Below are 20,405 nucleotides of genomic sequence, written 5' to 3' on the forward strand. Positions count from 1 at the left end.
CACTCCTTGTCGGTTCGCCCCTTCGGGTGCCCGGTGGATGCGGCGAACAAACGCGCGGGCTCAGCCGCTCTGCGGGCCGTTCTGCAACAGCTCGACGAAGCCGTCCTCGTCGAGAACGGGCACGCCGAGCTCGATCGCCTTGTCGTACTTCGACCCGGGTGAGTCTCCGGCGACGAGGTAGGCGGTCTTCTTCGACACCGACCCGGCGGCCTTGCCGCCGCGCGCGACGATGGCCTCCTTCGCGTCGTCGCGCGAGAAGCCGGTCAGTGAGCCGGTGACGACGATCGAGAGGCCTTCGAGGGTGCGCTCGATGCTGGCGTCGCGCTCGTCGGCCATACGCACCCCGGCGGCGCGCCACTTGTCGACGATGGCGCGGTGCCAGTCGACGGTGAACCATTCGGTCACCGCGGCGGCGATCGTCGGGCCCACCCCCTCGACGACCGAGAGCTCGGCTTCGGAGGCCGCCATGATCGCGTCCAGGCTGCCGTACTCGGTGGCCAGTGCACGCGCGGCCGTCGGACCGACATGGCGGATCGACAACGCGACCAGCACCCGCCACAACGGCTGCGCCTTGGCCTTGTACAGGTTGGCCAACAACCGCTTCCCGTTCGCCGACAGGTCGCCGTTCTTCGTGGTGAACAGCTCGGTGCGCAGCAGATCGTCTTCGGTGAGGGTGAACAGGTCGCCCTCGTCGGAGATGACGCCGGCCTGCAATAGCGCGATGCCCGCCTCGTAGCCGAGCCCTTCGATGTCGAACGCCCCGCGGCCGGCGACGTGAAACACGCGCTCCCGCAACTGCGCCGGGCAACTGCGGGTGTTGGGGCAGCGGATGTCGGCGTCGCCCTCCTTGGCGGGTGCGAGTTGGGTGCCGCACTCCGGGCAGTGCGTCGGCATCTCGAATTCGCGTTCGGAGCCGTCGCGCAGGTCCACCACCGGGCCCAGCACCTCGGGGATGACGTCACCGGCCTTGCGGATGACGACGGTGTCGCCGATGAGCACGCCTTTGCGTTTGACCTCCGAGGCGTTGTGCAGCGTGGCCTGGCTGACGGTCGACCCGGCCACCTTCACCGGCTCCATCCACGCGAACGGGGTGACCCGCCCGGTGCGCCCGACGTTGACCCGGATGTCGAGCAGCTTGGTCTGCGCCTCCTCGGGCGGGTACTTGTAGGCGATGGCCCACCGCGGCGCCCGCGACGTCGAGCCGAGCCGCCGCTGCAGCGCGACATCGTCGACTTTGACGACCACACCGTCGATTTCGTGTTCGACATCGTGGCGGTGTTCACCCCAGTAGGCGATGCGTTCGCTGACCGCGTCAAGCCCGTGCACCTGCGCGGTGTGCGCGCTGACCGGCAAACCCCACGCCTTGAGCGCGCGGTAGGCGTCGTGCAACGTCTTGGGTTTGAAGCCCTCGGTGTGGCCGAGGCCGTGGCAGATCATCCGGAGCTTGCGGCGCGCGGTGACCGCGGGGTTCTTCTGCCGCAACGAACCGGCGGCGCTGTTGCGCGGATTGGCGAACGGGGGCTTGCCCTCGGCGACGAGGCCGGCGTTGAGTTCTTCGAAGTCGGCGACCCGGAAGAACACCTCGCCGCGGACCTCGAGAACCTTCGGTATCGGGAATTCGTCGTTCTCGGAGAGCTTTTGGGGCACATCGGCGATGGTGCGGGCATTGAGCGTGACGTCCTCGCCGGTGCGGCCGTCGCCGCGGGTGGCGCCGCGTTCGAGCCGGCCGTCGCGGTACACCAGCGAGAGCGCCACCCCGTCGATCTTGAGCTCGCAGAGGAACTTCGCGTCGTCGCCGATCTCTCCTTTGAGCCGGCCCGCCCAGGCGGCGAGCTCGTCGGGAGTGAACACGTTGTCCAGGCTCAGCATCCGCTCGAGGTGGTCGGCGGGGGTGAAGTCGGTGGCGAAGCCGGCGCCGCCGACCAGCTGTGTCGGCGAGTCGGGGCTGCGCAGCTCCGGGTGCTCGTCCTCGAGTGCCTGCAGTTCGCGCAGCAGCGTGTCGAACTCGGCGTCGGTGATGATCGGAGCGTCTCGCACGTAGTACCGGAACTGGTGCTCGCGGACCTGTTCGGCGAGTTCCTGCCACTGCCGACGCAGATCGGCGTCGGGGCCGTCTTCGGCCTGCTGAGCCAGCGTCGTCTCGGGATCCGGAGTTGCCTTGGCGCTCACTCTCGAAGGCTAACCGAGCGCGCCGACAGCGACGACGAGCCCTCACACCGCGGAACCGGCGTCCGCGCAGCGACGTTCTTGATCCAGCAAATACCCCGCGGTATGCCCCTACTCGTTCACTTGCGATGACGCTGAAAATACAAAAACGTAGGGAAACACCCGATTCCTTACTGACGCTGTCGCCAATAACGTCGCGCGGTGAACCAGTTGCGTGTCACCGGGCACGCAGCGCGCACGGGGGGCTTTCACATGGGGTATGCGAACTACATCGGTCGGGTCGGGGCTCTGGCCGTAGCGCTGGGCGTGGGTGCTGCGGTTGCATCCCAGCCGGGGATAGCGTGGGCCGAGGACACGACGACCGAGTCGCTCTCCGACGCGACCGGCGCGCAACAGTCGACCCAACCGCAGGAGCCGCAATCTCCCGCGGACCCGCCTGCCGGCGATCTCGCCTCCCCTGCTGAACAATCGCCGGTTTCCGGCACCACCACGACGATCGACAACGGCTCGGCGCCAACGGTCGTCGTCAGCAGTTCCGGCGGTGCGCTCACGTCGGGCGATCCGGAGCCAGAAGAGGTAGAACCCCCGACCACCGACGTCCCGACGGCACCGACCCCCACTGCCCCGCCGCCACCGGCTCCCGTCAGCCAGCCGGACAACGGCCCGGTCACACCGTCCGGCGCGGCACCGACCACCTCTCCGGAGCCCGCGAAGGGGGGCAGCACCGCACCGCTCACGCCGGCAGATCCGCCCGGCTCGAGTCAGCGCACGGCCGGCGGGGTCGACGAGGACGGCACTGTCAGCGGAACTCGAACGGCAGCGATGAATGTCGATCTGCCTGCAGCAGAGACGTTCTCGATGGCGGCCGCCGAGGTGGCCGACGTCGCGCCGGTGACCACGCCGCCGCCGTCGCTCGTCGAAACGCTGCTTTCCGTGCCGGCGGCGCTCATCGCGGGCGCGGTCAACGTCGTCCTCAATTTCATCGAGCCGTTCGTGGCACCGGGCGGGCCGTTCGAGAACGCGATGCTGTTCGGCCTGCTGGCGTGGACGCGGCGTCAGTTCAATCAGACCTTGGTCAACAGGAGCCCCGAGATCGGCCAAGACATCAGCCTGACCGTCGACGAGGACAGCGCGGCAACAGTGATCGGGTCGCTCCCGGCGACCGACGAGGATGGCGACACGATCGTCTACTCGGTTCACCCCGACCATGGCCCGAGCAACGGCACGGTGACCATCGTCGGCAACCAGGTCAGCTACACACCGGATGCGGGCTATGCCGGTGCAGACGGGTTCGCGCTCACCGGCACGGACGCCGCCGCCGGTTTCCACGTCCACGCCGCGGGCGAGTCGCACGCCGACACGCTGACGGTAACGGTCACGATCCGCCCCGACGGTGAGAACGACGCGCCGGTTGCCAACGCGGACAGTGGAACCGTCGCCGAGGGCGGCACCGTCATCGTCGACGTGATCGACAACGACACCGACACCGACGGCACCATCGACCCCGCCACCGTCGTCATCGGAACAACGGTCAACGGCACCGCGACCGCCAACCCCGACGGCACCGTCAGCTTCACCCACAACGGCACCGAAACCACCACCGCCAGCTTCACCTACACCGTCAAAGACAACAACGGCGCCACCAGCAACAGCACCACCGTCACCCTGGCCGTCACCCCCGTCGACGACGCCCCGACCGCAGTCAACGACTCCGCCACACCACCGCGGGCGCCCCGGTCACCGTCAACGTGCTGACCAACGACACCGACGTCGACGGCGGACCCAAAACCGTCACCACCATCACCCAACCCACCGCCGGCGGCACCGCCGCGATCACCAACGCCGGCAACACCATCCAATTCACACCCACCCCCGGTTACACCGGCACCACCAACTTCACCTACACCCTCAACGGCGGCTCGACGGCCACCGTCACCGTCACCGTCAACGCCGGACCACCCAACACCGCGCCGGTTGCCAACGCGGACAACGGAACCGTCGCCGAGGGCGGCACCGTCATCGTCGACGTGATCGACAACGACACCGACACCGACGGCACCATCGACCCCGCCACCGTCGTCATCGGAACAACGGTCAACGGCACCGCGACCGCCAACCCCGACGGCACCGTCAGCTTCACCCACAACGGCACCGAAACCACCACCGCCAGCTTCACCTACACCGTCAAAGACAACAACGGCGCCACCAGCAACAGCACCACCGTCACCCTGGCCGTCACCCCCGTCGACGACGCCCCGACCGCAGTCAACGACTCCGCCACCACCACCGCGGGCGCCCCGGTCACCGTCAACGTGCTGACCAACGACACCGACGTCGACGGCGGACCCAAAACCGTCACCACCATCACCCAACCCACCGCCGGCGGCACCGCCGCGATCACCAACGCCGGCAACACCATCCAATTCACACCCACCCCCGGTTACACCGGCACCACCAACTTCACCTACACCCTCAACGGCGGCTCGACGGCCACCGTCACCGTCACCGTCAACGCCGCACCACCGACCAACACTCCGCCGACGGTGGATCCCACGTTCGGCGATCCCGCCCCGGCGACCGGTCTGGTCATCGGAAACCTGAACGCGGTAGACGATCTCAAAGATGCCGACGAGCTCACCTACTCCGTGATCAGCGGCCCCACCGGGCTCGTCGTCAACGACGACGGGAGCTTCACTTACACACCGACAACCATCGAGCGGATCCGGGCCGCGCTCTCCGACGAAACCGAAACCGTCAGCTTCACAGTGTCAGTGAGCGACGGCGTCAACGATCCGGTGTCGGTCACGGTGACCGACGTTGAGGTCGGCGGCGGCATGTACGTGAATACAAAGACCGTCAACACGCCTGGCGGTCTGCCGCCGTTCGACATGGTGTTCGCCGGTGATCGACTGTTCGCCGCGAACCCGGGTAACGCCGGCATCCTGGTCTACAACACCAAAACCGGACTGCTGGAAAATCCCATCCCCACCGGAGGCGCACCCGTCGGCATGTATGTCTCGAACAACACGTTGTACGTGACTGTGCAGGGCGGTGACTCCGCCACGGAGTTCGACCTCACGACCGGAGCGCAGGGACAGGCGTGGCCCGCCGGAGATACACCTGGCCTCGCCGCCGAAAAGGACGGCGTGCTCTACGTCGTCAACCAAGGCACGAACACCGTCACCTTGATCGACGTTCTCGCTCCGCCCGCTGCCGAGCTGAATCAGATCGAGCTTCCCGGCAGGGGTGCGGGGCTGACGCTGGTGGGCGATCAGCTCTATGTGACGAGCTTCGGAGGAGAGTCATCGGCGAACGGCTTCCTCACGATCATCGATACCACGACCGGACAGGCCGGCGACCCCATCGACGTGGGCGTTCGACCGGGCGCGGTGGTCGCGGCCAACGGCAAGGTGTACGTCGTGAACACGGGCGACTCGTCGATCAGCGTGCTCGAGGACGGAGTCGTCGTCGACACGATCGTTACCGACATCGACGCGGCCGCTGCTCCGCTCTACTCCGTGACGGCCGGCCCCGACGGGACCACGCTCGTGATCGGCACCCTCGGACTGTTGGGCTCGCCGGACGCCACCTACCCTGTGTTGATCATCGACACCGCCACCGACGAGGTCGTCCACACAGTCCTCGATGGTCCGCGCCTGTTCTGGATCGAATACGCGCCGGACGGAACGCTTTACGCCAGCGGGGTGGATGAGAACTCCGCGGCGGCATTGTTCCTCTTCGAGTTGCTGTCCCCGGACATCACCCTGTAGCGCGGTTGCTGGGCCCGCCCCGCCTCCGGAACTCCACGTGCAAGGCGGCGCAAGGTCTGGCCGTCTTGCGGCGCTCCTTCGGCGACAGTGACGCCGGGTTCGAGGAAGACGAACCGCACCGTGATGCGTCCACATCGCATAACCGCCGAAGTACAGCGCGCGGAGGTGGTCCCACAATGTGCGGACATCGTGATCGGCGAAGGAGGCGACGGGATCGCGACGAGCTCGCCGTCCGAACGGGCGGTCAACGAACCCGCGCCCGACGCCGCCGCTGGAGGTACCGTGTCCCCTCGATCGCGGCACTGGTGAACACCGCCAGCCCGATGCCGACGCCGATCGCGACGAACGTGTTGTCCTGGAACAACCGGCCACCGGCATAACCGGTGAGAACGGTGTACGTGCTCCATGCCGCACACGAAATCGCGGTGAACGCAGCGAATTTCGCCCAACGAAGCCGAGTGATCCCTGCGGTGAGCGTGACCAGATAGCGACCGACCGGGATGAAGCGCGAGGTGATGAGCACGTAGCCGGCGCGGCTGTCGAGTTCGCTACTCAACCAGTCATGGGTGCTACGCCGCCTGCTCCCTTGTGGCAGCCGCCTTCTCACGCCGTCGGCCAGCAGATAACCGAGCCCGTAGGGAATCATGTCGCCGAGGAAGGCACCGACCGACGTGGCGGTGACCACGGCCAGAAGTTGCGCCTGGCCGCCGGCCGCGGACACGCCCGCCATGACGATGACCGGCTCGCTCGGAATGGCGGGGAGCACCGAGTCGAGCAGTGAGACCCCGAGCAGAATGCAGTACAGCCAGGGCGAGGACATCATGGCCTCGGCGAGGCCTAGCCAATCGATCATGGCGCGGCGTTCTGGCGCGCCAGGCGCACAAGTGGCGCGTTGAGCATCCAATGGTGGAATGCGGCGTAGTTCCGCGCGAATTGTGCGGGGGTGGCGGCATGTTCGACCGCGGCGGACAGTTCCGCGACGTGGGCGTACCGCGGCATGCGATCCGTCTCGTAGGCGTCCAGTGCGGCGGGCACGTCGGCGGGTGAGGTGAGCAGTCGACCGAGCAGCGCGGCATCCTCCACCCCCAGCGTCGCCCCGGCGGTGATGTGTGGCGACATGGCGTGGGCCGCGTCGCCGGCCAGCGCGACGCGTGCGGACGCCCAGCGCGCCAGTGGTGGCACGATCATGATCTGGTTGTGCAATATCGCTTCCTCGGGCGTCGCAGTGATCAACTGGTGCAGGATGCTGTTTTCGCCATCGGCCCCGAGGTGTGCGGCTCGCTGCAGGGCCTGGTGTTTGAGGGTGCCGGCCAATGCTGGTGTGTTGAACTGGTTCACCAACCAGTAGACGAATCCGTCGTGTGTCCGTACGTAGCCTCCGCGGCATCCGTGGGTCCCGAGAATCAGCCGGTCTTCGGGCATCGACAGGCCAGGGTTGGGAATGACTGCCCGCCAGACGTCATGGCCGGGGTGTTCCTGCGCCGTAACGCCGGGCAGCAACTGTTCGCGCACCGTCGAGTAGACCCCGTCAGCACCGATCAGCACGTCGACCGTGTCCGCGCTGCCGTCGGCGAACCGGACGTCGACGTGGTCGGGATGCTCGACGTAGCACTCGAACCCCGCTCCCACGCGGATGTTCTCACGCCCGACCGCGTCGGCGAGCAGGTCGCTCAGCATGCGCCGATGCACCAACAGGAACCGGTGGTCCTCGACACCGAATTCCGGCGTGGTCAGCAGGCGTCCGTCTGCGTCGTGGAAGTACATCTCGCCGGGCTTACGTTGGCTCGTATCTGCTCTCCGACGCCGAGGGTGTCGAAGACCGCCATGGCGTTGACCCATAGCCCCAGAGTTGTCCCGGTGGAACGGATTTCGGGAGCGCGTTCGTAGACCGTGACTTGGACGCCGGCGCGTTGCAGCGCCAATCCGGTGGTCAGCCCGACGATTCCGGCGCCAATCACCGCCGCGCGCATCATCGGTTGTGGGTGAGTGTTCATGCAGGTTCCTCCCGGCTCGCTGTTCTGCCATCGACGCTAACGACGCGCACCGATTGACTCCAGTGCAACGTTGATATGTAGTCCTTCCATATCTGATAATCGGCGGATGGACTACGACCTGAACCTCATCGAGGCGCTGGACGCGCTGCTCGCGGAGAACAGCGTGACCAAGGCGGCCGCACGCCTGCACACCTCGACTCCGGCCATGAGCCGCACCCTCGCCCGTCTGCGTCGCGCCCTCGACGACCCCCTCTTCGTGCGCGCAGGCCGTGACCTCGTCCCCACCCCTCGCGCGCTGGAACTCCGCCCGGAGGTTCAGGCGATCGCGGCGAGAGCGCGCGCAGTGTTCCAGCCGTCGGGCGCCGCCGATCCCCGCACCGCCGTGCGCATGGTCAATCTGCAAGTCGCCGACATGTTGTCGGCGACATTCATTCCGTCGCTCATCGACGATCTGCGCGTACAGGCGCCCGGCATCTCACTGCGGGTGCGTCCGGAAGGACTCGAGGATGCTCACGCGCTGCGGGACGGAGTCGTCGATCTGGAAATCGGCATCATTCGAACGGTTGAACCTGAAATCCGTTCGGAGACTCTGCTCACCGAGACGCTGGTCGGCGTGATACGACCGGACCATCCGCTCGCCGCGGTGAAGACCGTTACGCCCCGCCGCTTCGCTGCCGCCGAACATGTCGTGGTGTCGCGGCGGGGACGTGCCCGCGGCCCCATCGACGAACAACTCGCGGAGCTGGGCTTGCACCGGCACGTGGCGGCCGTACTGCCCAACTTCGCCAGCGCGCTGCATCTGACCCGGTCGACCGATGTCGTCTGCGTCGCCCCCGCACGACTCGGGCGCACGATGTTCGACACCCTCGGTCTGCGGACGTTCCCCATCCCCTTGACCCTGCCGCACATCGCGATCGGTATGGCGTGGCATCCGCGGAATCACCACGACCGCACCCACGACTTGCTGCGCGACCGCACGCGTCGACTGATGCACTCCGCGGGGAAAACGCCGCAGCGTTGACGGGGACGGGTGTCGGTTCATGCGGCTACCCTGACCGGCATGCCGCATCCGATCATGTTCCGCGACGACGACTTCGGGCTGGCCGAGGTGCGCGAGATCGCCCTCGGCTTCCCCGAGGCGTTCGAGAAAGTCTCCTGGGGCCGGCCGGTGTTCTGCGCACCGAAGATGTTCGTGATGTACGGCGGCAGCGTGAAACCTCAAGGCAAGGGCGAGTACCTCCAGTACCCGCACTCGATCCTGGTGAAGGTCGACGAGTCCGACCGCCAGGCCCTCGAGCAGGATGACCGGTTCTTCTTCCCCGCCTACATGGGCCCGTTCGGCTGGCTGGGTCTGGATCTGACGGCCCGTAAGAAACCCGACTGGGACGAGGTCCGCGAACTGATCGACGCGTCGTTCCGGTTGACCGCACCCAAGAAACTCGTCAGGTTGCTGGACCAACGTTGACCGGCGAACGCGCCGCCATGGTTCGATCGGAGCCATGAGCTTCGCGAGCCCCTTCCCTGAGGTCGAGATCCCGTCCACCAGCGTCTACGACTATCTGTTCGGCACGATCAGCGATGGTGACCTCGACCGGGTCGCGCTCGTCGACGCGAAATCCGGCCGCGAGACCACCTACCGCGAGCTCATCGGCCGTGTCGACGCGTTCGCGGGTGCGCTGGCCGGCCGCGGCATCGGGGTCGGCGACGTCGTCGGGCTGCTGTCGCCCAACAGCTCGGGTTTCGCCGTCGCCTTCCACGGCATCCTGCGCTCCGGCGCAACCGCCACCACCATCAACGCGCTGTTCACCGCCTCCGACATCGCCAAGCAGCTGACCGATTCGAAGGCCACCATGCTCGTGACGGTCACCCCGCTGCTGGCGCAGGCCAAGGAAGCCGCTGCGGCCGCCGGCATCGCCGACGACGACCTCGTGGTGCTCGACGGCGCCGGCCGTGATGCCGACGGCCACCCCAACGCGGCGGACCTGATGGGTCCCGGACAGCCGGCGCCGGAGGTGAGCTTCGCACCGTCGTCGCACCTGGCGGTGCTGCCCTACAGCTCCGGGACCACCGGCAACCCCAAGGGCGTCATGCTCACCCATCGCAACCTGGTCGCCAACGTCGCGCAGATCCGGCCGCTGCACGGGATGACCCCCGACGACGTCGTGCTGGCGGTGCTGCCGTTCTTCCATATCTACGGAATGACGGTGTTGCTCAACGCCGCACTGCACGCCCGCGCCCGGTTGGTGATCATGCCGAGTTTCGACCTCGGCGACTTCCTGGGCAACATCCAGAACCACAAGTGCACAATCGCGTTCATCGCCCCGCCGGTGGCCGTCGCGCTGGCCAAGCACCCCTTGATCGACGACTACGACCTGTCCTCGCTCAATGTCGTCATGTCGGGCGCGGCTCCCCTGGACGCCGACCTCGGTCACGCCGTCGCCGAGCGGCTGGGCTGCCGCGTCGTGCAGGGCTACGGCATGAGCGAGCTGAGCCCGGTCAGCCACATCACCCCGTTCGACGGCGGCCGGCTCAACATGAAGGCCGAGGCGCCGCTCAGTTCCGTCGGCTGGACGGTGTCCAACGCCGCGTCCAAGATCGTCGACTCGGAGACCGGTGACGAAATCAACCCGCCGGCAGAGGGTTTGAGCGAAACCGGCGAACTGTGGTTCAAGGGCCCCAACGTGATGGCGGGCTACCTCAACAACGAGAAAGCCACCAAAGAGACCATCGACGACGACGGGTGGCTGCACACCGGTGACCTCGCCCAGGTCGACGCCGACGGCTGCGTGTACATCGTCGACCGGCTCAAGGAGCTGATCAAATATAAGGGCTACCAGGTCCCGCCAGCCGAACTCGAGGCGGTGCTGCTGAGCCACCCGAACATCGCCGACGCCGCGGTGATCGGTGTCAACGACGCCGACGGTGAGGAGATCCCAAAGGCGTTCGTGGTCAAGCAGTCTGGCGCGGAGTTGACCGAGGACGAGGTGATCGAGTTCGTCGCCGGGCAGGTGGCGCCCTACAAGAAGGTGCGCCAGGTGGCGTTCATCGACGCGGTGCCGAAGTCGGCGTCGGGCAAGATCCTGCGCAAGGATCTGCGCGGCTGATCAGACCCGGCGCAACCGCTCGGCGGCCTGTGCGGCCCGCGCCTGGCGGTAGCCGAGCGCAGCACCCGCGGCGGGAATCAGCAGCAGGCCGGCGATGCCCCACAGCGGGCCGCCGGGTTCGGCGGCGGGCGGGCCGACGAACTGCCGGGCGATCGCCGACGACGTGGCCAGCCGGTCTCCCAGTGATGGCGCAGCGGGCAGTGGCGGCGCCGGCGGGGGCGGCGCGGGCTCGGCGACCGCCGCCGGGGCGGACGGCTGCCACGGGGCTCGAGGCGCGTCGCCGCCGCCGTAGACAGGGGTGCGCCCGTTGCCGAAAGTCACCTGCGGGGCCTGAAACGCCGACGCCGGCGCACCGGGCTGATCCGACCCGGCGGTCGAGACGGCGCCCCCGTCACTCGCCGACACCGATCCGCTGCCGATCACCGACTCGCTGCCGACCGCCGAACGGTTGGCAGCGCTGTTGTCCGACGCGCTCGCCGCCGACCGACTGGCCGGCGCCGGGCTGGAGGCGGCGGCCGATCGGTTGCTCGACGGCGGTTGCGGCTCGCTGCGCCCGGAGCCGACCCGCGACGAGGGGCTGGCGCCGGACTTGCCGGTCGTGGCGCTGCGATTGTTGTTGTCGTTGTCGCGGCCCCCGCCGCGGTTGTCATTGCGCCCGGACTGGAAGTCGCGACGGTCGCTGTTGCCCTTGCCGCTGTTGGACCCACGGCCGTTGTTGCTGCCGCGATCCGAGCTGTTGCCGCGGTCGCTGCCGTGCGAATTCCCTGGATGGGCGAACGCGACTGCCGCGCCCGATCCGCTCAGCAGCAGAAATGCTGACAACACTCCGGCACCTGCCGCGAGACGCGGATTCACTCCGGGCACCATTCCTTGATCGGGGGCAAAGACAACGGACGTCCTGTGCAAGCATTCTTACACGTCCGGTGACCTCGCAGCCGCCGCTCTTCCAAACGCGCGCAAATCGGGCAGCGAACGCCTCACTCGTCCTCGACGTAGGCGCGCAACCGGTCGATGGCACGGTCCCACCGCTGCGACAGCCGGATCAGGAACTCGCTGGCGTCGGCCAGCGGAGCCGGCTCCATCCGCCAGATCCGCTCCCGGCCGCTGCGTTGGCTCTGCACCAGCCCCGCCGACTCCAGCAGCAGCAGGTGTTTGGTGGCCGCTTGCCGGCTCACCGGCACGACCTCGGTGAGGTCGGTGGTCGAGCACGGGCCGCCGTCGCACAACCGGGTGACGATGCGCAGCCGGTTGGGGTCGCCGAGCGCGTTGAAGAACGACGACAGCGGAGCCTCTGCCGCCGGGGCGCTCACACTCTCTCGCTGATCTCGAGGTATTTGCGGATCAGGTCGGTCTGCGCGGCCCAGCCCTGGCTGTTGCCCTCGAAGGCCGAGGCTCGGCGCGCCGCGGGCAGCGCGGCGAACCCGGATTCGACGATGCACAGCAGCACTCCCTCGGCGGTCTCTTCGAGGATGAACTCGACCAGCGTGGTGGGCTCGTCGGTGAGATCGAGCCCTTCTTCCGCCCCGTACGGATGCCAGCGGTAGGCGAACCGCCGTTGCGGTTCGACGGCCTCGATGTGCCAGACGTCGGCCAGCCCGGCGTACGGTTCCTGGTCCTTGGCAATCTCGGCGTCGACCGTGGTCGGCGTCATCACGCCGGTCACCGGCACGCCCGCTTCGAAGGGCCCGTCGAACCGGACCCCGAACCAGCGGCCGAACTCCTCGGCATTGCTGATCGCCCGCCAGACGCGCTCCAGCGGCGCCTTCAGCAGGACTTCCTTCTCGATACGATCGGTATTCATATGCAACCTCCTGGTTGCGTCTGAACATACAACCCCCGCACCGCATGCGCAACCCTTTGGTTGCACGTTGTGGGATTTCGTCATCGCGTCGTGGATGCGATGGGAAGATCGGGCGCACCGGGCAGCTACGCGCCTGAGCGCTGCCGCCTCCTCCGTACCCCTGCGCTCAGTATGTTCCTCGGCACCGGCCGGTGTGCGCGTTTTTCGGCGACTTGATTCGATCCACTAAACCGCGTCGGGATCGTCGGCGAAGGCGTCAGCCGCCTTCTGTGCCAACCCGATCGCGCGCCGTGCCCAGCCGGCGCCGGCGCCGGCGAGACCGCAGGCCGGGGTGATGCCGATGCGGTCGGTGAGCACCGCGCGGGCGAACCCGAGGCGGTCGGTGACCGCGGCTGCGGCCTTGGCGATCTCCTCGGCCGACGGCAGGGAGTCGGGAGCGGTCGCCGGGACGACGCCGAGCAGCACGGTGCGCCCGGCCTCGACGAACTCGCCGATGCCATCGAGATCCGCCGCGACGAGCGTGGACGCGTCGACCGACAGCGCTTGAACAGCGCTGCCCTGCAACGCTTTCCACGGCAATCCGGACGCACAGCTGTGCACCGCGACCTCACCACCGGCAGCGGCGACGCAATCGTCGAGCAGGCTCATCGCCACCGGTTCGTCCACCGGATGCACCGGCGTCAGGCTGGTCACCCCGGTGAGCCTGCCGGCCAGCGCCGCGGGCAACAGCGGTTCGTCGAACTGCACGACGACCGAGGCGTCGAGCCGGCGGGCCAGCTGGGCGCGGTGCGCCGCGACGCCTTCGGCCAGCGAGGCCGCCAGGTCGCGCAGCGCGCCGGAGTCGGTGATCGCGCGGTGGCCGCCGGGCAGCTCCAGTTGGGCGGCCAGCGTGACGGGGCCGGGTGCCTGCACCTTGACGGTGCGACCGCCGCCACGCAGCCCGGCCTTCTCCCACGCTTCCTCGAACGCGTCGAGGTCCTCGTCGAGCAGGCTGGCCGCTCGCCTGGCCACCGCCGTGCGCCCCGCCACGATGCGGTAGCCCCGCGGCACGGTGTCGATGTTGATGTCGACCAGCAGCGCACCGCCGCGCCCGATGATGTCGGCGCCGACGCCGCGGTCGGGCAGTTCGACCAGGTGCGGCAGCGTGTGCAGTTCGCCGACGATCACCTCGGCGGCCTCGCGCGCCGACGTTCCCGGCCACGAACCGATACCGGTCGCTGCGGCGAATGCACTCACTCGTTTGACGATATTCGATCGGGCTAGTCTCGGTCGGGAAGGGTTGGGAAGGACGCACCATGCCCGTGGAGCCGCGACAGCTGACCCTGTGGTGTGCGGTCGCGGCGCTGACGGCGAGCTGTTCCCTGGCCGTCGAGGGGCACGCGCTGCGTGCCGTTCCCGGTATCGACGACGACTCGCTGTCGCCGGTCGATGTGGAGACGATCATGCTCGACCAGGCCCAGATGCGCGCGATCACCGGGGCGGGCGAGCACCTGACGATCATCCCGAGCATGGACGGCAAGTTTCCCGTCGACATCGACGCGCTCGCCGAAACCACTCCCCCGCAATGTCAGTGGGTGTTCGCCGAGACCCAGACCTTCGGTTCCGAGGTGGAGGAATTCCACAAGACGACGTTCCAGAACCCGCCGAAGGGCGGGCTGATCTCCGAGGGTGCGGCCGCCTATCGCGACGCCCCGACGGCGCGGCGCGCGTTCGACGACCTCGTTGCGCGCGTCGACGGTTGTGCGGCAACAGCTCTGGGACCGATGTTCGTCGGCGACTGGGTGGTCGGCGACGAGGAGCTGCAAACGCGCCAGGCCAACGGGTGCGGCCGCGACTACCGGGTGAAATCGGTTGTGCTCGTTGAGGTCACCGCGTGCCAGTTTCCCGACTCGGTGCCCGGGATGATCATGGTGAACATCCTCGCGAAGGTCCCGGGCTAGCGCGCGATCGTCGCGCTGCCGAGCACCTCGTCGCCCGCGGGGTCCGGGCGGTAGAGCACCAGGGTCTGGCCCGGCGCCACCCCGCGCAGCGGGGTCCGCAACTCGACCACCACCCGGCCGTCGCGCAATTCGGCCACACCGTCGCCGATCCCGCCGTGTGCACGCACCTGGACCTGGCATTCGATCGGTCCGGTCGGCGCCGCACCGGAGGTGAAGACCGGGCGTTCGCCGACCAGTGTCCAGACGTCGAGATCGTCGGCGGCGCCCACCCGCACCGTCGCGGTGTCGGGGTCGATTCCGGTCACGTACCGGGGCCGACCGTCGGGGCCGGGCCCGGCGATGCCGAGGCCCTTGCGCTGTCCGATGGTGAACCCGTGCACGCCGTCGTGGTCGGCGAGTTTGGTTCCGGCCGCGTCGACGACGGCGCCGCGCCGGACTCCGATCCGGGCGCCGAGGAACGCGCGGGTGTCGCCCGACGGGATGAAGCAGATGTCGTGGCTGTCGGGTTTGTCGGCCACCGCCAGGCCGCGCCGGGCGGCCTCGTCGCGGATCTGCGGCTTGGGGGTGTCGCCGATCGGGAACACCGCGTGCCGCAGCTGTTCTGCGGTCAGCACGGCCAGCACGTAGGACTGGTCCTTGTCAGCGTCGACCGCGCGGCGCAGCCTGCCGTCGGAGAGTCGGGCGTAGTGACCGGTCGCCACCGCGTCGAATCCGAGTGCCATGGCGCGGGCGGCCAACGCGGAGAACTTGATTCGCTCGTTGCAGCGCACGCACGGGTTCGGCGTCTCACCGCGGGCGTAGGACGTCACGAAGTCGTCGATGACGTCCTCTTTGAACCGGTCGGCGAAATCCCAGACGTAGAACGGGATGCCGAGCACGTCGGCGACCCGGCGCGCGTCGCCGGCGTCTTCCTTCGAGCAGCATCCGCGCGACCCCGTCCGCAGGGTGCCCGGCGCGCTGGACAGCGCGAGGTGCACACCGACCACGTCGTGGCCGGCGTCGACCATCCGGGCGGCGGCCACCGAGGAGTCGACACCGCCGCTCATCGCGACCAGGACCCGCATTACTCGACGACCCCCGAACTGGCCAGCGCGGCCTGCCGGGCGCGTTCCACCGCGGCGGGCAGCACCTCGAGCGCGGCGTCGACGTCGGCTTCGGTGCTGGTGTGCCCCAGCGACAGCCGCAGCGAACCGCGGGCGTTCGCCGGGTCGGCGCCCATCGCGATGAGCACGTGCGAGGGCCGCGCGACTCCGGCCGTGCACGCCGACCCCGTGGAGCATTCGATGCCCTTGGCGTCCAGCAGCATCAACAGCGAATCACCCTCGCAACCTCGGAAGGTGAAGTGCGAGTTTCCGGGAAGCCGTGCGGCGCCGGACGCGCCGTTGAGGTCGACATCGTCGATGGCCGCCAGCACGCCGTCGATGAGACGGTCACGCAGCGCCGCCACGCGGGTGCTGTGGACGTCGAGGTTCTCGACGGCAACCTCGGCGGCCGCGGCCATGGCCACCGCTCCCGCGACATTCGGTGTGCCCGAACGCACGTCGCGTTCCTGTCCGCCACCGTGCAACAGCGACACGCACGCGGTGTCGCGCCGCAGCAGCAGCGCGCCGATTCCGGTGGGGCCGCCGAACTTGTGGGCGGTGACGCTCATCGCCGACAGTCCGCTCGCGGCGAAGTCGACGGCGACCTGGCCGACGGCCTGAACGGCGTCACTGTGCATCGGCACGTCGAATTCCGCTGCGACCGCGGCCATCTCGGCGATCGGCATGATCGTGCCGACCTCGTTGTTGGCCCACATGACCGTGACGAGCGCGACGTCGTCGTGCGCGCGCAGCGCGTCGCGCAGCGCGGCGGCCGATACCGACCCGTCCGCTGCGACCGGCAGCCAGGTGACCTCGGCGCCCTCGTGTTCGACGAGCCACTCGACCGCGTCGAGCACCGCGTGATGCTCGACGGGCGTAGTGATGATGCGGGTACGGCGCGCGTCGGCGTCACGGCGCGCCCAGTAGATGCCCTTGACCGCGAGGTTGTCGCTCTCGGTGCCGCCCGCGGTGAAGATCACTTCCGACGGGCGCGCACCCAGCAGGCGGGCCAGCGTCTCGCGCGACTCCTCCATCCGCCGGCGCGCGGTGCGGCCGGTGCCGTGCAGCGACGAGGCGTTGCCGACGGTCGCCAGCGCAGCCGTCATCGCCTCGATCGCAGCGGGATGCATCGGGGTGGTGGCGGCATGGTCCAGGTAGACCGGCCTGTGCGAGGTCATAACCAGTCCAGAATAGCCGCCGGACCGGTGGGGCCCCGATCCGCTCAGGCCGCGAGCAGGTGGCCGCTCGGCGCCGGTGCGCTCTGGCCCTGCACAGCGTTCTCGCAGCGGGCGGCGAGCTCGCGGCGGTCGGTCCCGGGCAGCTGCAGCGATTCGACCTGCACCCGGACCTGCGTCCGCCGCGTGCACACCAGCCGCCGGATGGACGCCGCCAGCGTGTCGTCGCCGACGTAGGCCGCCACCGTCGACGGCCTGCCGTCGCGGCGGTGATAGCTCAGCCGCAGCGGCTGGACCGGCCTGCCCGCCTCGACGGCCGCCTGGAACATCGCCGGCCGGAACCGACCGTAGGCCAGCCCGCAGTACGTGGTGCCCTCGGGGAACGCGACGATCGTCTGCCCGGCCCGCAGACCGCGCGCGACGTCGGCCACCACGGCGGGGAGTCGGCGCAGGTTGTTCCGTTCGATCGGGATCACCTTCATCAACCGGGCGAGCAGGCCGAATCCGGGCCAGCTGATCAGGTCGGACTTGGCGACAAACCGGCCGGGCAGCACCGCGCCGATGACGAAGATGTCCACCCATGAGACGTGCCTGCTGACCACCAGGACTCCGCTCAGGTTGCGGACCGGGCCGCCGCTGACCGTCATGCGAATCCCCAGGCAGCGCAGCATGAGCCGGCAGTAGCCGCGTTGCAGGCGGCCGCGGCCCGGCGCGGGGACGGCCAGCACGGGCGCCATCGCCAGCAGCACCAGCGCGGCGCTCACGCGGACCGCGGCGCGCAGCGTGACGGCCAGCCGTCGGCCGACGTCCTCGGCGGCGGCTGTGACGCAACTCTCGTCGCACCCGGCCTGCGGCACCCAGGGGGTGATCACGAGGCCGCCATCGTGGTGGCCGCGCCGACCGACCGCAGCCGGCGCAGGTACCGGATGTCGGCGCGGCGCTTGTCCAGCAGCGCCGGGAAGTCACCGACGCCGAAGTCCGGGTCGTGCGCCGGGTCGCCGCACACCTGGGCGCCCAGCCGCAGATACCCCCGCATCAGCGGCGGCACGGTGATGCGGGTCGGCGGGTCGATGTCGTCGAGGCTCTTGCCGTCCACGGTCACGGGGCGATACGGGTGCACGGTGTACTGCGCGGGCGCGGGGTGGCGGCGGCGGACGAAGTCGCGCACGCCGCGTATCTGGGTTCCGGCGGCGGGGTCGCCGGGGGCCTGCACCGGCACCGAGACGCAGCCGGTCACGTAGTCGTAGCCGCAGCGGTCGAGGTAGGCCAGGATGCCGGCCCACATCAGCAGCACGACGGCGCCGTTGCGGTGGTCAGCACGCACCACGGCTCTGCCCATCTCGACCAGCCCGGGCCGCAGCGGATCGAGTCCGCGGACATCGAATTCGGTTGCGGTGTAAAGCCCGCCGGCCGCGATGGCGCCGGGCGGGGGCAGCATCCGGTAGCAGCCGACGAGTTCGCCGGAGGTGTCCTCGCGCACCAGCAGGTGGTCGCAGTGCTCGTCGAACCGGTCGGCGTCGAGTCCGTCGGCGGTGCCCGGCAGGGCGTAGCCCGGTTCGGAGGTGAACGCGTCGTGGCGGAGCCGTTGGGCGGACTCGATGAGGGCGGCGTCGCTGGACAGCAGCAGCGTGTAGCGCGGCGTCGTGTCCGGACGTCGCGGGTCGATCTCGTCGGGGGCGATGAGGACAGAAGCTCTGCTCATGGCGCCACCGTCGCCCAGTCGCCTCTCCGGACGGCATCGGGTGCGTGACGTGTCCGTGAGCGCCAGGTGACGAGTTGCCCCCGGCGTGCTCAGTCGTCGAGGAAAACGACGTTGGCGGAGACCGGGTTGCGCGGAATCCGCAACTGGTTGGCCGGGAAGTTCGGATCGGCGTATCCGATGCCGAGGCCGCAGAGGACCCGCAGTTCGTCGGGGATGTCGAGGTGCTCGCGCAGCACATCCGGGAAGTGCGCTACCGAGACCTGCACGCAGGTCGCCAGGCCGCGTTCGGTCAGGGCGAGCAACAGCGTCTGCAGGAACATCCCCACCGCGACGCCGTCGGCGTGGCCGAGGTCGCGGTGCATACAGACCGCCCCGGCCATCGGAGCACCGAAGAAGTCGAAGTTGCGCAACTGCGCGATCCGTCTGCCCTCGGCGTCGTCGCGGGCCACGCCCATCGCGCCGTACACCACCGCACCGAGCTGTTGTCGCAGCACGGCGAAGCTTTCCGGGATGCCGGCCGTCGCCGGGAAGCCCGACGTGGCACGGCGCAACAGCGCCTCGCCCAATCTCATGCGGCGGGCGCCGGTGGCCAGGAACAGCCGCCACGGCTGGATGTTGGAGTTCGACGGGGCGCGCATGGCCAGCTCCAGCGACTCGTCGAGTAGTTCCCGCGGGACGGGTTTGTCCGGCAGGAACCTTCGCGTGGTCCGGCGTTCCCGGATGACGGTGTCCAAATTGGCTGCGGCCGCGGCGGTCCCGCTCACTGCCGGGCCATCCAGTCGGTGATGCGGGTGGCGGCGATCACCGCGCCGTCACCGGTGACGAGGCTGTGCGCGTCGACGGGTGTGCCGAAATAGGTTGCCTCAGAGGTGACCACGACGGGGCGGTCTTCGCCGTTCGCTTGCATCACCGCGCGGGCCAGGTCGGCGAACGACATCGTGTCCGGCCCTCCGACTTCGAGGTGGCCGTTGCGCGCCGGCCCGACCGCGGCTCGGGCGACCTCGGCGGCGACGTCGTTGGCCGCGATCGGCTGGATGTTCGCGTCGGGCGCGTGCACCTCGTCGCCGACCCGCAGCGAGGCGACGATGGCCTCGGCGAATTCATGGAACTGCGTCGCGCGGACCACGGTGTAGGGCAGCCCGGATTCGCGCACGATCGTCTCCTGCTTCACCTTGGCGCGCATATAGCCGCTCTCGGGCAGGCCGTCGGCCCCGACGATCGACAGCGCGACATAGTGACGCACCCCCGCCTCGCCGGCCGCGCGCACGAGGTTCGTCGTCGAGGTGGTGAAGAACTCCATCACCGGGCCGTCCTCGAACGACGGCGAATTCGTGACGTCGATGAGGACCTCGGCGCCGGCGAGCGCGTCGGCCAACCCGGCGCCGGTCACCACGTCCGCGCCGGTGCGACGTGACGCGGCGACGACGGTATGGCCGCCGTCGGTGAGCAGCGGCACCACCTTCGAGCCGATGAGACCGGTTGCGCCGATCACTGTGACGTTCATTGCGACCACCTTCCGACCGACCGCCGAGCGCACGCTTCCGCGCGCTACTACTCGACGTTCACGTACACAAGCGTGCGCTCGGCGCCTACACCGTCGCGCCCTTGAGAGTCCGTGGTCGGGGCCGGAATGCACGAAACCCCGGTGCGCGCGGCACCGGGGTTTCGCGA

Annotated in this window: 20 protein-coding genes; 6 read left to right on the top strand and 14 right to left on the bottom strand. The window is 69.0% G+C overall.

The window, feature by feature from the left end; translation table 11 throughout:
- Positions 1–60: 60 nt before the first annotated feature.
- Positions 61–2,169 carry an NAD-dependent DNA ligase LigA gene (ligA, locus tag BLW81_RS25245; protein ID WP_083409562.1) on the bottom strand — a complete coding sequence of 703 codons (2,109 nt, stop codon included), beginning with the start codon at positions 2,167–2,169 and terminating at the stop codon, positions 61–63.
- A gap of 198 nt (positions 2,170–2,367) precedes the next feature.
- Here ligA and BLW81_RS25250 point away from each other — a divergent pair, with 198 nt between their 5' ends.
- The gene (locus BLW81_RS25250; protein ID WP_157897833.1) at positions 2,368–3,921 is read left to right on the top strand and encodes a cadherin-like domain-containing protein; all 1,554 of its coding nucleotides are present in this window, start codon (positions 2,368–2,370) and stop codon (positions 3,919–3,921) included.
- Entirely contained in the window at positions 3,915–5,936 is a 2,022-nt protein-coding gene (locus BLW81_RS25255; protein ID WP_083409564.1) for a cadherin-like domain-containing protein, read from the top strand. The genes BLW81_RS25250 and BLW81_RS25255 overlap by 7 nt, the downstream gene beginning before the upstream one ends.
- A 244-nt stretch (positions 5,937–6,180) precedes the next feature.
- Here BLW81_RS25255 and BLW81_RS25260 read toward each other — a convergent pair whose 3' ends face one another.
- Genes BLW81_RS25260 through BLW81_RS30190 form a run of 3 tightly spaced genes read right to left on the bottom strand, consistent with a single transcriptional unit; the run spans position 6,181 to position 7,930 of the window.
- Positions 6,181–6,789: a DedA family protein gene (locus tag BLW81_RS25260; RefSeq protein WP_083409565.1), complete on the bottom strand. Its 609-nt coding sequence runs from the start codon at positions 6,787–6,789 to the stop codon at positions 6,181–6,183.
- On the bottom strand, positions 6,786–7,700 hold the full coding sequence (locus BLW81_RS25265; RefSeq protein WP_197680342.1) for an FAD-dependent monooxygenase: 915 nt from the start codon (positions 7,698–7,700) through the stop codon (positions 6,786–6,788). The genes BLW81_RS25260 and BLW81_RS25265 overlap by 4 nt, the downstream gene beginning before the upstream one ends.
- Complete coding sequence (locus BLW81_RS30190) at positions 7,667–7,930, bottom strand: FAD-dependent oxidoreductase (RefSeq protein WP_197680343.1); 264 nt, start codon at positions 7,928–7,930, stop codon at positions 7,667–7,669. Before BLW81_RS30190 ends, BLW81_RS25265 begins: the two co-directional genes overlap by 34 nt.
- Before the next feature lie 106 nt (positions 7,931–8,036).
- Here BLW81_RS30190 and BLW81_RS25270 point away from each other — a divergent pair, with 106 nt between their 5' ends.
- Genes BLW81_RS25270 through BLW81_RS25280 form a run of 3 tightly spaced genes read left to right on the top strand, consistent with a single transcriptional unit; the run spans position 8,037 to position 11,034 of the window.
- The gene (locus tag BLW81_RS25270) at positions 8,037–8,951 is read left to right on the top strand and encodes a LysR family transcriptional regulator (protein WP_083409566.1); all 915 of its coding nucleotides are present in this window, start codon (positions 8,037–8,039) and stop codon (positions 8,949–8,951) included.
- 39 nt (positions 8,952–8,990) lie between these two features.
- On the top strand, positions 8,991–9,395 hold the full coding sequence (locus tag BLW81_RS25275; protein ID WP_083409567.1) for an MmcQ/YjbR family DNA-binding protein: 405 nt from the start codon (positions 8,991–8,993) through the stop codon (positions 9,393–9,395).
- A gap of 34 nt (positions 9,396–9,429) precedes the next feature.
- Entirely contained in the window at positions 9,430–11,034 is a 1,605-nt protein-coding gene (locus BLW81_RS25280) for a 4-coumarate--CoA ligase family protein (RefSeq protein WP_083409568.1), read from the top strand.
- Here BLW81_RS25280 and BLW81_RS25285 read toward each other — a convergent pair whose 3' ends face one another.
- From BLW81_RS25285 to BLW81_RS25300, 4 genes are all read right to left on the bottom strand, one after another.
- On the bottom strand, positions 11,035–11,859 hold the full coding sequence (locus tag BLW81_RS25285) for a hypothetical protein (protein WP_083409569.1): 825 nt from the start codon (positions 11,857–11,859) through the stop codon (positions 11,035–11,037). It lies immediately after the preceding gene.
- 152 nt (positions 11,860–12,011) lie between these two features.
- Positions 12,012–12,344, bottom strand: a complete 333-nt coding sequence (locus tag BLW81_RS25290; RefSeq protein ID WP_083409570.1) for an ArsR/SmtB family transcription factor — start codon at positions 12,342–12,344, stop codon at positions 12,012–12,014.
- Positions 12,341–12,835, bottom strand: coding sequence for an SRPBCC family protein (locus tag BLW81_RS25295; protein ID WP_083409571.1), 495 nt, complete (start codon positions 12,833–12,835; stop codon positions 12,341–12,343). The genes BLW81_RS25290 and BLW81_RS25295 overlap by 4 nt, the downstream gene beginning before the upstream one ends.
- 225 nt (positions 12,836–13,060) lie before the next feature.
- Entirely contained in the window at positions 13,061–14,071 is a 1,011-nt protein-coding gene (locus tag BLW81_RS25300) for a uroporphyrinogen decarboxylase/cobalamine-independent methonine synthase family protein (protein WP_083409572.1), read from the bottom strand.
- A 59-nt stretch (positions 14,072–14,130) separates the two neighbouring features.
- Between BLW81_RS25300 and BLW81_RS25305 the strand changes: the two genes are divergently transcribed.
- On the top strand, positions 14,131–14,775 hold the full coding sequence (locus BLW81_RS25305) for a sensor domain-containing protein (RefSeq protein ID WP_083409573.1): 645 nt from the start codon (positions 14,131–14,133) through the stop codon (positions 14,773–14,775).
- Here the strand turns inward: BLW81_RS25305 and mnmA are convergent.
- The 6 genes from mnmA to BLW81_RS25335 form a co-directional block, all read right to left on the bottom strand.
- Complete coding sequence (gene mnmA, locus BLW81_RS25310; RefSeq protein ID WP_083409574.1) at positions 14,772–15,839, bottom strand: tRNA 2-thiouridine(34) synthase MnmA; 1,068 nt, start codon at positions 15,837–15,839, stop codon at positions 14,772–14,774. The two genes, BLW81_RS25305 and mnmA, sit on opposite strands and share 4 nt — an antisense overlap.
- Complete coding sequence (locus BLW81_RS25315; protein WP_083409575.1) at positions 15,839–17,035, bottom strand: cysteine desulfurase family protein; 1,197 nt, start codon at positions 17,033–17,035, stop codon at positions 15,839–15,841. Before BLW81_RS25315 ends, mnmA begins: the two co-directional genes overlap by 1 nt.
- A 44-nt stretch (positions 17,036–17,079) precedes the next feature.
- Complete coding sequence (locus BLW81_RS25320) at positions 17,080–17,901, bottom strand: lysophospholipid acyltransferase family protein (RefSeq protein WP_083410809.1); 822 nt, start codon at positions 17,899–17,901, stop codon at positions 17,080–17,082.
- Positions 17,901–18,734, bottom strand: coding sequence for a GNAT family N-acetyltransferase (locus tag BLW81_RS25325; protein ID WP_083409576.1), 834 nt, complete (start codon positions 18,732–18,734; stop codon positions 17,901–17,903). Before BLW81_RS25325 ends, BLW81_RS25320 begins: the two co-directional genes overlap by 1 nt.
- 89 nt (positions 18,735–18,823) lie before the next feature.
- Positions 18,824–19,498 carry a nitroreductase gene (locus BLW81_RS25330; protein WP_173839677.1) on the bottom strand — a complete coding sequence of 225 codons (675 nt, stop codon included), beginning with the start codon at positions 19,496–19,498 and terminating at the stop codon, positions 18,824–18,826.
- Positions 19,495–20,238 carry an SDR family oxidoreductase gene (locus tag BLW81_RS25335; protein ID WP_083409577.1) on the bottom strand — a complete coding sequence of 248 codons (744 nt, stop codon included), beginning with the start codon at positions 20,236–20,238 and terminating at the stop codon, positions 19,495–19,497. Before BLW81_RS25335 ends, BLW81_RS25330 begins: the two co-directional genes overlap by 4 nt.
- Between the last annotated feature and the right edge of the window lie 167 nt (positions 20,239–20,405).

Origin of the sequence: Mycolicibacterium rutilum, from assembly GCF_900108565.1 — a bacterium.
Lineage (GTDB): Bacteria > Actinomycetota > Actinomycetes > Mycobacteriales > Mycobacteriaceae > Mycobacterium > Mycobacterium rutilum.